Raw genomic sequence first — 15,059 nt, 5'->3', positions numbered from 1 at the left:
ACCATGAACAAGCATGTTCTCATTACCGGTGGCACCGGCTTCGTCGGGAGCGTGCTTTGCAGCGAAATGCTTAGCCGGGGCTACCGCCTGAGTGTTTTAAGCAGACAAGCAGCCGACAAAGTTCGCTCTCTCTGCGGTCAAGTTGAGGTTATCGGCAACATTGAATCGCTTCGCGCCCATACTGGCTTTGATGGCGTTATCAACCTAGCCGGGGAAGGTATCGCGGACAAACGCTGGACCGAAGGGCGTAAACAAACCCTGCGGGATAGCCGTATTAGCTTAACCCTAGCGCTTGTGGATGTCATAAACACTTGGGGGCAATGGCCGGAGGTCTTTGTTTCAGGCTCTGCAGTTGGCTTTTACGGGGCCCAAGGCGAAGCAAGAGTGACTGAAGACACCCCACCTAACGATGAGTTCACCCATAAACTCTGTAAGGACTGGGAAGACGCTGCTATCAAGCTGCAACCGCCCGGAGTACGGGTATGCCTGTCTAGAACGGGAATCGTAGTTGGCAATGGCGGCGGTTTTTTACAGCGTATGATCTTGCCCTTCAAACTTGGGCTTGGGGGCCGTCTAAGTTCGGGCCGCCAATACATGCCGTGGGTTCACCGGGATGATGTGGTCGCCGCCCTTATTTGGATGCTGGAGACCCCAGAAGCTTCGGGTGCATATAATGTGGTTAGTCCCAACCCGACCACCAATCGTGAATTCACGCAATGCCTCGCTAACACTCTTAAACGACCAGCGATATTCCCAGCCCCGGCACCACTTCTTAAAATAGCGCTGGGTGAGATGTCCCGCCTTTTACTAACAGGGCAGCGAGCGATCCCCGCGCGCCTGCTCGACTCGGGATTTAAGTTCAGCTACCCAACACTTCGAGAAGCACTTGAAGACGCAACAAGATAAATAACTACAATTTTTTAGCAAAGTCGTTGACAGCCGAGGAAAGCTTACTTAATATACGCGCCACCTCGACGAGGCAAGGTTTTGAAGCGTTGCGTCCCCTTCGTCTAGTGGCCTAGGACTCCGCCCTTTCACGGCGGCAACAGGGGTTCGAACCCCCTAGGGGACGCCATTTCTACTTCTCTGCTGACTTAAGGCAAGAAGCAGAAAGCGCTAATAACCTTAGATCATAGTTCGCGTATTCAAGCGGCTTTTCTGCTAGTTTTAATACTTTTCTTAGCCTGACTACCGCCGTGAGATTTCTGATCTCGCATCACGAAAATACCCACGCCAATAAAGAACACCACCATCAGAAGTACCGTTGCAATTCCGGCCAAAACGACTGCGTCCATATACATATTCTTTCTCTCCACCTGTATCAAACTTGACTAAGCTCAGGTTACGCCACCCTACAATGCAGGTATTGACCTGCGTCAATGGACAGCAGCACTTTCGGAAGAAACGTACAAATGCAGAAGCCTGTATATTTCTGCCCGGTTTTGACCGAATTTCAGGGAATTTGAACATCAGGACTGGTATAGTCTGCAGGCAATGGAATCTACGTAATAATCAACCGGTCTGGGTGGCTTGAGTACGACATGCCGAAACTGCCGACACGCCTTCAACGTTTTCGCTCGGGCTCTCCGCTGTCGTTTCGGCTGCTGGCCTGGATACTTCTGTTCAGTTCGGCTTTCACCCTTATTGCATCCGCCATTCAGATTTATTCGGATTACAGCAAAGACCTAGACCAAATCGATAGCCGTATGCAGGTAATCGAGTCCGGCTATGCCTCAAGCCTATCCAGAAGTCTCTGGGCGCTTGACCAAAAACTGCTCCAGACGCAAATGGAAGGAATTTTAAGCCTTCCCGACATTACCCACCTTCGATTGGGTATAGAGCCCGACTCCGAATTGGTCATGGGTGAGATTCCCCGCGGCGCTGACACCCAATCCCATAGCTTTGACCTAATTCATCAGGGCGACAAGGCCTTCAAGCTTGGCGAACTAACAGTAACGGCCAACCTGGACCGGGTTTACCAGAACCTGAAGGTAAAGATCGGCATCATTCTCGCCACCCAATTTCTGAAAACTTTTTTTGTATCCATGCTTATCATTTGGGTGTTTCAGCACTTTGTTGCTCGTCACCTCACTACCATGGCGAATTACGCAAGAGATTTCTCGCTGGCAAACCTCAGCACGCCGCTCACACTCGACCGCCCGGATACACCGTCGCAACAAAATGATGAAATCGGACGTGTATCCGAAGCGATCAATCAAATGCGCGAGCGCTTGAGTGATGACATGGTGCGGCAGAAGAAAGATGCGGCCGAGATTCATAAGTTTTCTATGGCCATTGAACAGAGCCCTTCCTCCGTAGTTATATGCGATCGCCAATGGCGGGTCGAGTTTGCAAACCATAAGTTCACGCAGCTCACCGGTTACGACGCAAAGTCCATTGTTGGCCGACATCCTGGCGCTTTAAGCGATAACCCAATGGAAGTCCGTGACAACCGCCAACTCTGGCAATCCATCCGCTTGCAGGTTCAGCGCGTGGGTGTTTGGCAGGGTGAAGTGAACAGCACCCGACGCAATGGCGAGCGGTTCTGGGAACAGCTGATCGTTACCCCCATAAAGGATAGCGATGGCGATGCGACAGGCTACCTCATTCTCGGGGAAGACATCAGCATACGAAAACGGTACGAGCAGCAGTTATTGCGTCAGGCTAACTACGACATTCTAACCGGCCTGCCCAATCGAATGCTGGCATTGGATCGCCTCAAGCTAGCACTGGCTCAAGCCCGCCGCGAAGACTCCATGGTTGGCGTTATGTTTTTGGATCTCGATAATTTCAAACACATCAACGATACCCTAGGGCACGACGCCGGAGACAATCTACTGATTGAAGCTTCCCGTCGTATTTCCAGTTGTTTACGCGGTACTAGCACAGTTGCCCGACTTGGAGGTGATGAGTTTCTGGTTATTTTGCCGGGTCTGACCGGGCCCGAACCTGCCTCTCAAGTTGCAGAGCGCATTCTCGATAACTTTAGACCAGCCTACACCCTGAATGGCCAGGAAGTATTTGTTACTACGAGTATTGGTATAGCGATTTTCCCTAGCGACTCCGATAACAGCGGTACCCTACTCCAGCACGCTGATGCAGCCATGTACCAAGCAAAGCGGCAAGGTAAGAGCTCTTTCGCACACTTCACTCCCGAAATGTCGGAGGTATCCCACGAGCGCCTGCAAATGGAGTCTCGAATGCGGAGGGCCCTGGAGCTGCATGAGTTTGAACTCTACTTCCAACCAATTGTGGATACCGCCACCGGGGAAGTGAGTGCTGCAGAAGCCTTATTGCGTTGGAACAATCCCGTTATGGGTATGGTTATGCCGGACCGCTTTATTCCATTGGCGGAAGAAACCGGGCTTATTATTAGCATAGGCGCCTGGGTACTTGAAGAAGCCTGCCATGCAGCCACCCGCTGGAAAGACATTACCGGCCAAGACATTGGAATATCAGTGAACGTGTCTCCGCGGCAATTTAGAGACTCTGGATTTACGAAAACAGTAATGCAGGCACTATCTAACAGCAATTTGGCTCCGGATCTGCTGGAACTAGAAATTACCGAACGCCTGCTTCTCGACAATTCAATTGAAACAGCAGAAATTCTTAGAGAGCTGGACCGAGAAGGTATCCGCCTGTCGGTCGACGACTTCGGTACTGGCTACTCCGCACTTAGCTATCTCAAAAGCTACCCGTTCGACACCCTTAAGATCGACAAAACCTTTATCCACGATGTAACGAAAACCCCAGGGGGAGCCTCATTAGTCTGCGCCATCATCAACATGGCACACAGCCTAGGGTTAACCATCATTGCGGAAGGCGTTGAGGAAGAGTCACAAACTCACTTCCTGAAGCAGGAAGGCTGTGATTTATCCCAAGGCTACTTTTACAGCCGCCCACTCCCTGCCGATGACTTTACCGTGTGGCTAAAAGCCCACCTTCCTAAACAAACCTGATGTTCAGGGAAACGCCAAACCATGAAGCAATCCATTCTTGTCGTTAATTGCGGCAGTTCGTCACTGAAGCTGGCACTATTCGACGAAAATGAAAACAAACTCGCGTCTGCCATCGCAGAGCGATTGAATGGACAGGATGCATTTGCGCGCATTGATGGGGATGAGCAAGCGGTGACATTACCAGCCACCGCTGATCACAAACAGGCGCTTAAGGCACTAGTTTCGGCGTTCAGTGACCGACAACTAATGTCCACCACCCCCACGGCCATCGGGCACCGCGTAGTACATGGCGGTGAAACCTTTCGCCAGGCGGTGCTCATCGATAGTGATGTGATAAAGGCCATCAAAGGCTGCGCTGACTTAGCTCCCCTGCATAACCCCGTCAATCTGGTAGGCATTGAAGCAACCAGAGAACAATTCCCTGACACTGAGCAGGTTGCCGTGTTCGACACTGCGTACCATCAAACTTTAGCGCCCCGTGCTTATTTATATGCATTGCCGGAATCCTACTACCGGGATTTGAATGTAAGGCGTTACGGGTTCCACGGCACCAGCCATTTTTTTATGGCCCACGAAGCGGCACGCCTACTAGAAAAAACGCCAGCAACCACATCGATAATCTCCGCCCATCTTGGCAATGGTTGCAGCATTACGGCAATCAAAGACGGCTTGAGTGTGGACACCAGTATGGGGCTTACTCCTCTAGAAGGACTGGTTATGGGAACCCGCAGCGGTGATATCGACCCCGGACTCTTTGATTACCTGAGGTCGAGGGGCATGCAACAGGCAGAGGTCCACAAGATGCTTAACCAGAAAAGCGGGCTTCTTGGGATTTCCGGGCAGACTAACGATATGCGCTCACTGTGTGAACTAGCGGACCACGGGCATGAGCCTTCGGCCCTTGCTATCGAGATCTTTTGTTTCCGTCTGGCAAAGTACATAGGCGCAATGATGGCTTCGCTGAGCCAGCTCGACGCCCTAGTATTCACTGGCGGCATCGGGGAAAACAGCCATCGTGTACGGAAGCAAACCGTTAGCCACCTGAATCTGCTTGGTTTTGACATTAACGCGGACATGAATTCCCATCACGGCCGTTACAGCGACGGAAGAATAGACGATACCCGTTCGCGGTTCCCTATATTAGTCATTCCAACTAACGAAGAGCTGGTGATCGCCCGTGAAGCTAAGCGTTTGGCCTCCATTGCTTAGAAGTCAACTCGCTAGATTTCCCATTGGCCTAAGATTCAAAACTCATTAATTGAACAACCCGGAACTTCTATATGGCTAAAAGTCTGTTTATTGCACCTACCTCCATAGACTCAGGGCTGACCTCAACCTGTCTGGGTTTACTACGCGCCATGGAGCGTGTAGGTATCAGTGTTGGGTTTTACAAACCCTTTTGCCAGTCGGTTAACCACGGCGAGTCCTCACATAACGGTGGCAAAGACGCATCCGTTACTTTTGTCCGCTCACGCAGCCACCTTCAGCCACCCGACCCAATACCTCTTAAAAAGGCCCAGCAGTTACTGAACCGCGGAAAATCCGACCTGCTAATGGAAACCGTAGTCGGTGAATACCAAAAAGTTGCCAAAGATGTGGATGTTGTGGTCATTGAGGGACTTGTTCCGGATCGTCGTGAAGCCTACATCGCAAGGCTCAACGTGGAAGTCGCGCGCAACCTCGGGGCGGAGGTCGTGTTGGTCAGCGCTCCTGGCAATAGCAGCCCCAGCGATCTGGACGAAGAGCTGGATTTCTCCGCCCGTCTGTTTTCCGATGCATCTGCGCAGGATGCGATCGCCGTTATTCTCAACAAACTCGGTGAGCCCGAGAGATCAGGGTTGGAGCCATACAGCAATATCAGCCAAACTGAAGGCGAAACCCCTGACTACCGGAATGAGTGTAAGGTTTTCCGGGGTGGCCGCTTCCGTTTACTCGGCGAGATCTCTTGGCAGTCCGACCTATTAGCACCACGGGTGTCTGATATCGCCCGCGAACTTAATGTGCCGGTACTGCATGAAGGCCAAATGCACATACGGCGCGTTCAAAAGGTATCTGTGTGTGCCCGCTCAATCCGCAACATGACGGAGACTCTGAGCCCCGGCACGCTCATGGTGACCCCGGGTGATCGGGAGGACATTATAGTGGCAACGGCCGTTGCGGCTTTAAATGGTGTTCCCATGGCTGGCCTGATGTTAACAGGTGGCCTTATGCCGGATCAGCGCGTTATTGATTTGTGCTCCCGCGCGCTGCATACAGGTTTGCCAGTACTGAGCTCCTCCGCTAATACCTACGAAACAGCCCACATGCTGGCAAGCCTTTCCACCGCCATTCCAACCGACGATCCCGATCGGGTTGAAAAAGCGATGGAAGCGGTGGCAACGAAAATTGATACCGACTGGCTTCAAGAGCACCTTCGCGTTCAAGTTCAGAGTCGTCTATCCCCGCCAGCATTCCGCTATCAGCTTTCTGAAAGAGCGAGAGCCGCCAATAAACGCATCGTGCTGCCCGAAGGCAGTGAACCGCGTACGGTTGAGGCAGCAATTATCTGCCATCAGCGTCAACTTGCGCGCTGCGCTTTAGTCGGCGATGAAAACGAAATTCGTGGTGTTGCAACATCCCTAGGATTTGAGCTACCCGATGATATTGAGATCATCGACCCGGCCCATATGCGGCAAAGCTACATCGCGCCAATGGTTGAACTACGCAAGCACAAAGGGCTCACTTCGGATATGGCTGAGGCTATGCTAGAGGACAATGTGGTCTTAGGCACCATGATGGTCGCTCTGGATGAGGCAGACGGCCTTGTTTCAGGGGCTATTCATACCACCGCGAACACCGTGCGCCCTGCTCTGCAGCTTATCAAGACCCACGATCACGCTCGCGTCGTGTCGTCAGTTTTCTTCATGTTGTTACCCCAGCAGGTAGTCGTTTACGGCGATTGCGCCATAAACCCGGATCCCAACGCAGAAGAGCTGGCGGATATTGCCATTCAAAGTGCGGAGTCTGCAGAGGCCTTCGGTGTAGAACCGGTGGTCGCCATGATCAGCTATAGCACCGGTGAGTCGGGTAGCGGGCATGATGTGGTTAAAGTTCGTGAAGCCACCAAAATCGCCCGTCAGCGCCGGCCAGACCTACTCATTGACGGCCCTCTGCAATACGACGCTGCGGCTATCGAAAGCGTGGCCAAGAGCAAGGCTCCGAACAGCAAAGTAGCGGGCAAAGCGACGGTGTTCATTTTCCCGGACCTCAACACCGGCAATACCACCTACAAGGCGGTTCAGCGTAGCGCTAACGTAGTGAGTATTGGCCCAATGCTCCAGGGTTTGAGAAAGCCGGTTAACGACCTGTCAAGAGGAGCCTTGGTAGAGGATATCGTGTTTACCATTGCACTGACGGCTGTTCAGGCGAAGCAGGTCGAGGACGCGGGGCGGGCCTAAGCCGCCCCGTCTGAATATGAAAAAGACTTGTCAGCGCTTGAGGCTTTTCTGACGGGTCTTTTTCACTTTCCGCCCAGCCTTCAAGTCATTATCCTGCTTGACCTTTTGCCGGGGTGTTTTACGGTCAACTTTATTGGCAAAGGGGTTCTCACTGGAACGGAACTCAAACCGTATCGGAGAGCCTGTAACCTTAAGTACTTTACGAAACGTGTTTTCCAAATACCGCTTGTATGATCCCGGCAAAGCGTCCGTTTGGTTGCCATGGACAACAATAACCGGCGGGTTTGAGCCACCTTGGTGAGCATAGCGCAACTTGATCCTACGCCCACGAACCATGGGCGGTTGATGCTGTGCAATAGCATCTTCGAGGATAGCTGTTAGGCGGTTGGTTGGCCATTTCGCCATAGCGGATTCATAACATGCCTCTACCGACTCGTACATAACGCCTACGCCTGAGCCGTGGAGCGCAGAGATATAATGCTTGTCGGCATAATCCAAAAAGTCTAGGCGCCGCTTCACCTGCTCTTTCACCTTGGCGCGATCTTCTGCATCCATGCCATCCCATTTATTGACCGCAACCACCAACGAGCGACCAGCATCGAGAACAAACCCGATCAGGTGTAAATCCTGATCGACCAAGCCTTCCCGCGCATCGATAACCAGTATCACAACATGGGCATCATCGATTGCCTTCAGCGTTTTGATAATGGAAAATTTTTCCACCGCCTCATTGACGTTCTTGCGACGTCTGACACCGGCAGTATCAATGAGCGTGTACTGCTTATCATGACGCTCATAAGGGATATAAACACTGTCTCGGGTCGTGCCCGGCATGTCATAAACGACGACTCGCTCTTCACCCAGCATCCGGTTAACCAGCGTAGATTTCCCCACGTTGGGGCGTCCGACAATACCAATGCGAATGCCCGGGTAGCGATCCGCACGGTCGGCTGCTTCACGATCTTCTTCGGAGGGGAGCAGCAACTCCAACATCGACCGAACGCCACGGTTGTGGGATGCAGCTATCATAAAAGTTGACGCGAAACCGAGACTGTGGAAATCAGCCGCAGCGACGTCCGGGTCCTGACCATCAGTCTTGTTTACTACCAAATGCGCGTGTTTACCCGACCGGCGTAGGTGATCGGCAATGATTTCATCGCCGGCGGTCAGACCTGCGCGACCATCAACCAAAAACAGCACTATGTCCGCTTCATCAACGGCTTGCATAGACTGTCGGGCCATCTCAAGATCCAGCCCTTCCTCCGTGCCCGTCAGGCCGCCAGTATCAATAACGATAAAGCGCTGGTCTTCGTATGTGCCCTCACCATACTTACGATCGCGGGTCAGGCCGGGAAAATCCGCAACCAGAGCATCGCGGGTACGCGTCATCTGGTTAAACAATGTCGATTTACCAACATTTGGCCGGCCGACAAGGGCAATTACTGGGGTCATAATGGTTCGCTATACAGTCGTTTTAGGCTCTGCATGCGGCAGAGCGTTGGAAGCGCGGATCAGTTCCGCGCCTCCAGTTTAAATACAGACAGTTTGCCGCCGTTTCCAAAAACCATCAGGTTTCCGTTGGCCATGCGCTGCAATGGAACCCGCAGGCCATCTCCGTCATAATCTTTTTGGCCCATAAGGCTTCCGTCCTCTCTTGAGAGCACGTGCAAATAACCTTCATAGTCGCCCAAAACCAAATAGTCATCGTACATCGCTGGCTGAGTCGGCTGACGCCAGGACAAAGCATCCTGAAGCCATAATTCCCTGCGATCGGAGCCGCGGTATGCGATGACATCACCGTTTGCGGAAGCAAGATAAATATTACCGCCGCCCACCATTGGGGCGTGCAAGCTCGACGCCTTACGACTCCAAATTTCCTGACCGGTACGAATATCCACCAGTGCAAGTTTACCCTGATAACCGGTAACCATCACCGCAGTATCTAGAACTAGCGGCTGGCCAGCTATGTCTACAAGCCTTTCAAGCTCAGTGCGCCCTTGCGGCTGCCCAACTTCGTACTGCCACAAAGGTTGGCCTGAATCGGCCGATAACGCCATGAGTTTGCCATTGGAAAACGATGCTATCACCATATCGCCCCCCACCAACGGAGCTGCAGCGGCACGCAGAGACAGCACGGGTACCACACCATCATACTGCCAGCGTTTCTCGCCCTTAGCAGCATCAAACGCAAGAACCCGCCCATCTGTGGTTTGAGTGACCACCAACGCGCCGTTCGATTGCGGGGCTGCCAAAGCTTCTGTGGGCAAAGCACTGCGCCATAACTCTTGCCCGTCTTCACGGGAAAGAGCCACTAAATCTGCCTCACGGGTAACCAGATAAAGCCGCTCTAAATCCCCGCCAACACCTGCGAAGATGCGATCTTCCAGTTGTCGCTTCCATTTGCGCTTTCCTGTCTCGGCATCCACGGCAACCAACTCACCGTCAGCAGACGCCGCATAAACAATGTCGCCAGTGTTCAGCGGTGCCAGATAAAGAAAGTCACCATCGTGTCCCTCGCCTACCGACCGGCTCCAGACAGTTTTGAAATCAACCGTTTCGTCCACTTCTGGGACCGGCACAGGCTGCTCAAAGGTATCCGTTGAGCTGCAACCGCTTATGCCCAGCGCTGCGACTAAAGCCGAGAAAACTCCAGCCCGAAACAGCCTGTTGCCCGCTAATAGCATTAGGCTTCCTCTCCAACACCAAGATCAGACAGCTTGAGCTCCAGAATGCCACTGCGACCTTGCAGGCTTTGCTCGCGGGCGGCCAGATAAGCATCTCGAGCCCCTTTCTTGTCGCCCTGCACCAACAGAATGTCGCCACGTAATTCGGAGAAAATCGCGGCAAAAGCTCCGGTGTCACCTATGCTTCCGGCGCTATCTATGGTGGCCAGTGCATCGTCATAACGTTCTGCAGAGAACTGGGCGCGAGCAAGGCGATTTCGCACCACCAAAGACAATGCTTTGTGCTCACCTGCTTTCTCTAGTGCCCATTGCAATGAACCAATGGCCGCTTCCGCATCGCTGTCTTCAACCAATTGCTGGCGGGCCAGAATCAGGTTGCCGTAAACGGCGTAGGCGCTGTCGGTGTAATCCTCCCGCAGAGTATTCGCAACAAAAGCAACAGTCTCACCTGTAGTTTCATCTGCCTGATTACTAAAGGCATTCAATAGACTTGCAAACTGGTTAGCGGCTTCAGCACGCTGCTGATCCTGATGGTTTTGCCAAGCCTGCCAGCCGAATACAATCGCGAGAGCGGCACCGATACCAATGATCAGAGAACTACCATTTTTTTTCCACCAGTCTTTTATCGCCTGTACCTGTTCTTCTTCGGTGCGCAGTTCCGCCATGATGACTCCTGTAATAGTTTTTCACTTTTATAGTTGTGCGAATCAGTTCGCCAGAGCTTTCACAAGCACAGTTGCTAGGTCAGCCTGAGGCACACTGGTCTGTTCTTCATCTGAACGCAGCGGTTTAAGGCCTACTGTTGCGTTCTCTAATTCCTGATCGCCAAGAATGACTGCGTAACGGGCACCACTTTTGTCCGCCTTTTTCATCTGGCTTTTGAAACTGCCACCACCACAATGGCAGACAACGATTCGCCCTTGAAGCTGGTTACGCAAGTTTTCGGCAAGTGCCAACGCGGGTGCTACTGCCGTGTCACCCATAGCCGTCACATAAACATCGGCATTGCCGTTAGCTTCTTCAGGCACCAACCCTAAGGTATCCAGCAACAGAATAAGGCGCTCAAGCCCCATGGCAAAACCAACAGCCGTCGTCGGCTTCCCACCAAGTTGCTCTACCAAACCATCGTAACGACCACCTGCACAAATAGTGCCCTGAGCGCCAAGGCTGTCAGTTACCCATTCAAAAACCGTCTTGCCATAGTAATCGAGACCACGCACAAGGGCCGGGTTGACGGTATAGACAATGCCTGCCGCATCCAACAGGTCTTTCAACCGAGCAAAATGGTCCCGCGATTCGTCATCAAGATAGTCTTCCAGACGCGGCGCATCTGCTAACAACTTGCGAGTCCCGGGATCCTTGGTATCCAGAATACGGAGCGGATTGGTCTCCAACCGCCTCCGGCTGTCTTCATCAAGCTCCGCTTTGAAATGGCTCAAATAATCCACTAAAGCACTGCGAAACTCTTTGCGCGCAGCCGATGAACCAATAGAGTTAATCTCTAGGCGAGCATGATTGCCAAGCCCTAACTCTTGCCAAAGTCTAGCGGTAAGAATCAGTAGTTCCGCATCAATATCCGGGCCCTGAATACCAAAGCACTCAACGCCAATTTGATGGAACTGTCGATACCGCCCTTTTTGCGGACGCTCGTGCCGGAACATGGGCCCGGCATACCACAACCTGCGAGTCTGGTTGAATAATAAGCCGTGCTCTTCAGCCGCACGAACGCATCCGGCAGTGCCCTCGGGCCGTAGTGTTAAGCTGTCACCGTTGCGGTCCTCAAAGGTATACATCTCTTTTTCAACGATGTCTGTTACTTCACCTATGGAGCGCTTAAACAGATCGGTCTGCTCTACAACCGGCATTCGAATTTCTTGATAACCATATTGCCGCAACACTTTGCGCGCAGTGGACTCAACAAACTGCCAGACCGGTGTTTGCTCTGGCAGGATGTCGTTCATCCCACGTATTGCCTGAATCTTAGCCAATGTAAACCCTTTTTGCTTTCTGGATAGTCGTGCCTAACGGAGTTAACCGATCACTTGTCTGAGCGCGCGATAATGGACTCTTCCTGCTCTTTTTTACGGGCAATCTCTTCACGTATTAACCGCTCAAGATCATCCGTCAGGTTAGCATTATCAAGTTTTTGATTTGGCTTGCCGCCCCTGTAAAACAGGTTTTTAGGGCTCCCCCCGGTTAGGCCTATATCAGCTACTTTCGCTTCACCAGGACCATTCACAATGCAGCCGATGATCGCGACGTCCAGCGATTCGTTGACATCTTCCAAACGCACTTCAAGATCGTTCATGGTCTGAATAACATCGAAGTTCTGACGAGAGCAGCTCGGGCAGGCAATAAAGTTAATGCCTCGACTACGCAAACGTAGACTTTTGAGGATATCGAAGCCCACTTTGATTTCTTGAACCGGATCCGCTGCCAGAGACACTCGAATGGTGTCGCCGATGCCATCCATCAAAAGCATACCAAGGCCGATAGATGACTTAACTGTGCCTGATCGGAGCCCCCCGGCTTCGGTGATGCCAAGATGCAAGGGCTGATCAATTTGCGTCGCAATTTTGCGGTAGGCGTCCACTGTCATGAACACTTCGGACGCTTTCAGGCTAACTTTAAAGTTCTGAAAGTCATGCCGGTCAAGAATATCGATGTGGCGCATCGCTGATTCAACCAGCGCATCCGCTGTGGGTTCGCCATATTTTCGCTGCAGCTCTTTTTCAAGAGAACCGGCGTTTACCCCTATTCTCATAGGTATATTACCGTCGCGACAGGCGCTGATCACGGCACTTACGCGGTCTTCGCGGCCAATATTGCCGGGGTTGATACGTAGGCAGTCAACCCCAAGCTCCGCGACTCGTAACGCTATTTTATGATCGAAGTGAATGTCTGCAACCAACGGCAAGGACACCCGCTCTCTAATCTTCCCGAAGGCGTCGGCGGCCTCCATGGAAGGTACAGATACCCGGACAATATCGGCACCCGCATCTTGCAAAGCAGTGATCTGGCCCACCGTTGCATCAACATCACAGGTGTTGGTGTTGGTCATGCTCTGGACCGCAATTGGCGCATCGCCACCAACAGGTACGTTTCCGACCATGATTTGGCGGGATTTGCGTCTCTTGATCGGGGATTCGTGTTTCATGTGCTTACGACCGAAATAGGTGAGTGCAAAAAGTAATCAGATTGTCAGCGTGAACTCGGAGCGGTTGTTCACCACGGGAAAAACACCTATGTCCACAGGTTCGCCTTGAAAGCTAATGGTAGCGACCGTATCAACGGCACCGATGACCACTTTTAGCGGGGCTTCGCCTGAAACCTGAAGTTTGTCTCCTGCCCTTTGCAGCGAACTTGCAAGGCGATTTCCGCTTGCATCGCGCACCTGAATCCAACAATCCCCGGTAAACTCAATTTCCAACACTCCTGATGCCGGGCCTGCGGGTTCACTTACAGGCGGCTGCGCCAAAACAGGTTCAATGGCTTCAGCTACAACGGGCACCTGCTCGCCTACTTCGACTTCGGGTTGTGCAGGTTCAGAATCCGACACTGGTTGTTCATCGGCAGTGACATCAACCACAGGGTCAAGTTCAGGTGCAGGATCAACACTGGAATCGACGGTAGCTTCAGATACGCTGGCGTTTTGCTCGGGTTCCAGGATAGGCTCCGGCGCTTTTACTTCGGGTGCTGGGCCTGACATCGCAGACAGTTCCTCAGCCACATCTTCAGAGTTGAGCTTCGGCAAAACCACTCTGACAACTACGGCAGCGATAATCGCGACTACTAGGATCAGCAACAACAACTTAGCAATTCTACGCTTTCGGCGTCTGCGGCGTTCAATATTAACCAGCGGATTGGCTTCCAAGTCCCGTGCTTTTTGAAGGCGTGCAGGTTCCAACTCAATGTTGAGGTCTGCAATGATAGAATCGGCGTTGAGCCCCACCTGTTTGGCATAAGTACGGACATAGCCCTTGAGAAAGAGCTCACTATCTATTTGCTTGTAGTCGCCGCTTTCGATTGCTTGAATGACGCCGTTTCGTAAATGCTGTGCTTCAGCAATTTGGGAAACGCTCAAACCCTGCCTTTCCCTTGCCTTCTTCAGCTGCTTGCCAACGGATTCATTCTCTGGACTGTGTTGATTGTCATCACTTGTCATTAGAAATCAGCGCCTTGTATTGTTGGTACTCTACTGACTCCGGGTAATTGTTTTTCAGTTGCAGCCTCAGGCTGGCTTCCTGATTCCTGTCCCCTAAGTGCCGTGCAATACGAATACCTGTGAAGAGGCTCTCGGGCGAGTGCTTCAATTTCGGATTACGCTGCATGATTACTAGCAGGCGCTCGTAATAACGCGCAGCACCCGTTAAATCGCCTGACTCAACCATCACTCTGGAGAGCGAGAGCAAGGAACGTGGATCGCCACGGGTCAATTCCGAAGCTCGACGGTAGGAAGCAATTGCTTCTTTCTGTTGCCCGAGGCGCTCCTGCGTCATACCTAGATTGTAGAAAATGGAACCCCGATCTTTATAGTCTGTATCTTTGGAAGCCGCACTAAACTGGTCACGCGACTCCTCCAGCCGACCTTGAGCGTAAAGAAACGCACCATAATACACCCGCGCACGAGTGTATTCGGAGTCTTCGGAGATCGCTCTTTTAAAGTTCTTTTCGGCAAGCTCGGGTTCACCATCGCTATTGTAAATCAACCCTAAAGTTGCGAGCGCTTGGGGGCTGTCAGGCTCAAGCTCCAGCGCCCTGTCTAGATGGTGTCGCGCGCGCTCAATATTACCCTGACCAATATACGCAGAAGCGAGCTGAACGTAGTTTTCAACCGCTTTTTGGCGATCCGCCTCGCGTGAGAAACGGCTATCTGTTGTGGTAACACACCCAGTGACCAAAAGAGCGACCAGCAAGACTGTCAAGACAGCAAAGCGTTCATGTACCGATCTTATAATCACTGATTGCGTTCCTCGCTG

The 15,059-nt window shown here is 52.2% G+C and carries 12 protein-coding genes and 1 tRNA gene; 5 read left to right on the top strand and 8 right to left on the bottom strand.

Features of this window, described 5'->3' with window-relative positions; translation table 11 throughout:
* Positions 1–3 precede the first annotated feature (3 nt).
* Together KO508_RS07725 and KO508_RS07720 are read left to right on the top strand one after the other, a co-directional pair.
* A complete protein-coding gene (locus KO508_RS07725; protein ID WP_216007778.1) occupies positions 4–906 on the top strand; it encodes a TIGR01777 family oxidoreductase in 903 nt (300 codons plus the stop codon).
* Positions 907–999: 93 nt separating this feature from the next.
* A tRNA-Glu gene (locus tag KO508_RS07720) sits at positions 1,000–1,075 on the top strand.
* A gap of 70 nt (positions 1,076–1,145) precedes the next feature.
* Here the strand turns inward: KO508_RS07720 and ccoM are convergent.
* On the bottom strand, positions 1,146–1,301 hold the full coding sequence (ccoM, locus tag KO508_RS19115; RefSeq protein WP_216007777.1) for a cytochrome c oxidase subunit CcoM: 156 nt from the start codon (positions 1,299–1,301) through the stop codon (positions 1,146–1,148).
* 240 nt (positions 1,302–1,541) lie between these two features.
* On the opposite strand from ccoM, the gene KO508_RS07710 reads away from it, so the two are divergent.
* The 3 genes from KO508_RS07710 to pta all read left to right on the top strand — a co-directional run bounded on the left by KO508_RS07710 (position 1,542) and on the right by pta (position 7,396).
* The gene (locus KO508_RS07710) at positions 1,542–3,959 is read left to right on the top strand and encodes a bifunctional diguanylate cyclase/phosphodiesterase (protein ID WP_216007776.1); all 2,418 of its coding nucleotides are present in this window, start codon (positions 1,542–1,544) and stop codon (positions 3,957–3,959) included.
* A 21-nt stretch (positions 3,960–3,980) separates the two neighbouring features.
* Positions 3,981–5,168: an acetate/propionate family kinase gene (locus KO508_RS07705; protein ID WP_216007775.1), complete on the top strand. Its 1,188-nt coding sequence runs from the start codon at positions 3,981–3,983 to the stop codon at positions 5,166–5,168.
* Positions 5,169–5,239: 71 nt separating this feature from the next.
* Positions 5,240–7,396: a phosphate acetyltransferase gene (pta, locus tag KO508_RS07700; RefSeq protein WP_216007774.1), complete on the top strand. Its 2,157-nt coding sequence runs from the start codon at positions 5,240–5,242 to the stop codon at positions 7,394–7,396.
* A 30-nt stretch (positions 7,397–7,426) separates the two neighbouring features.
* On the opposite strand, the gene der is transcribed toward pta, so the two are convergent.
* Genes der through pilW form a run of 7 tightly spaced genes read right to left on the bottom strand, consistent with a single transcriptional unit; the run spans position 7,427 to position 15,041 of the window.
* Positions 7,427–8,848, bottom strand: coding sequence for a ribosome biogenesis GTPase Der (der, locus tag KO508_RS07695; protein ID WP_216007773.1), 1,422 nt, complete (start codon positions 8,846–8,848; stop codon positions 7,427–7,429).
* Between the two features lie 59 nt (positions 8,849–8,907).
* Positions 8,908–10,080 carry an outer membrane protein assembly factor BamB gene (gene bamB / locus KO508_RS07690; protein WP_216007772.1) on the bottom strand — a complete coding sequence of 391 codons (1,173 nt, stop codon included), beginning with the start codon at positions 10,078–10,080 and terminating at the stop codon, positions 8,908–8,910.
* Positions 10,080–10,745 carry a YfgM family protein gene (locus KO508_RS07685; RefSeq protein ID WP_216007771.1) on the bottom strand — a complete coding sequence of 222 codons (666 nt, stop codon included), beginning with the start codon at positions 10,743–10,745 and terminating at the stop codon, positions 10,080–10,082. The genes bamB and KO508_RS07685 overlap by 1 nt, the downstream gene beginning before the upstream one ends.
* A gap of 42 nt (positions 10,746–10,787) precedes the next feature.
* Positions 10,788–12,068: a histidine--tRNA ligase gene (gene hisS / locus KO508_RS07680; RefSeq protein ID WP_252737989.1), complete on the bottom strand. Its 1,281-nt coding sequence runs from the start codon at positions 12,066–12,068 to the stop codon at positions 10,788–10,790.
* Between the two features lie 50 nt (positions 12,069–12,118).
* On the bottom strand, positions 12,119–13,237 hold the full coding sequence (ispG, locus tag KO508_RS07675; protein WP_200364116.1) for a flavodoxin-dependent (E)-4-hydroxy-3-methylbut-2-enyl-diphosphate synthase: 1,119 nt from the start codon (positions 13,235–13,237) through the stop codon (positions 12,119–12,121).
* A 36-nt stretch (positions 13,238–13,273) separates the two neighbouring features.
* Positions 13,274–14,245, bottom strand: coding sequence for a RodZ domain-containing protein (locus KO508_RS07670; RefSeq protein WP_216007769.1), 972 nt, complete (start codon positions 14,243–14,245; stop codon positions 13,274–13,276).
* Entirely contained in the window at positions 14,235–15,041 is an 807-nt protein-coding gene (gene pilW, locus KO508_RS07665; protein WP_216007768.1) for a type IV pilus biogenesis/stability protein PilW, read from the bottom strand. The genes KO508_RS07670 and pilW overlap by 11 nt, the downstream gene beginning before the upstream one ends.
* Positions 15,042–15,059 lie beyond the last annotated feature (18 nt).

It is taken from the genome of Marinobacter salexigens, assembly GCF_018860765.1.
GTDB classification, from domain to species: Bacteria; Pseudomonadota; Gammaproteobacteria; order Pseudomonadales; family Oleiphilaceae; genus Marinobacter; species Marinobacter salexigens_A.
This window is presented reverse-complemented; position numbering and strand designations above follow the sequence as displayed.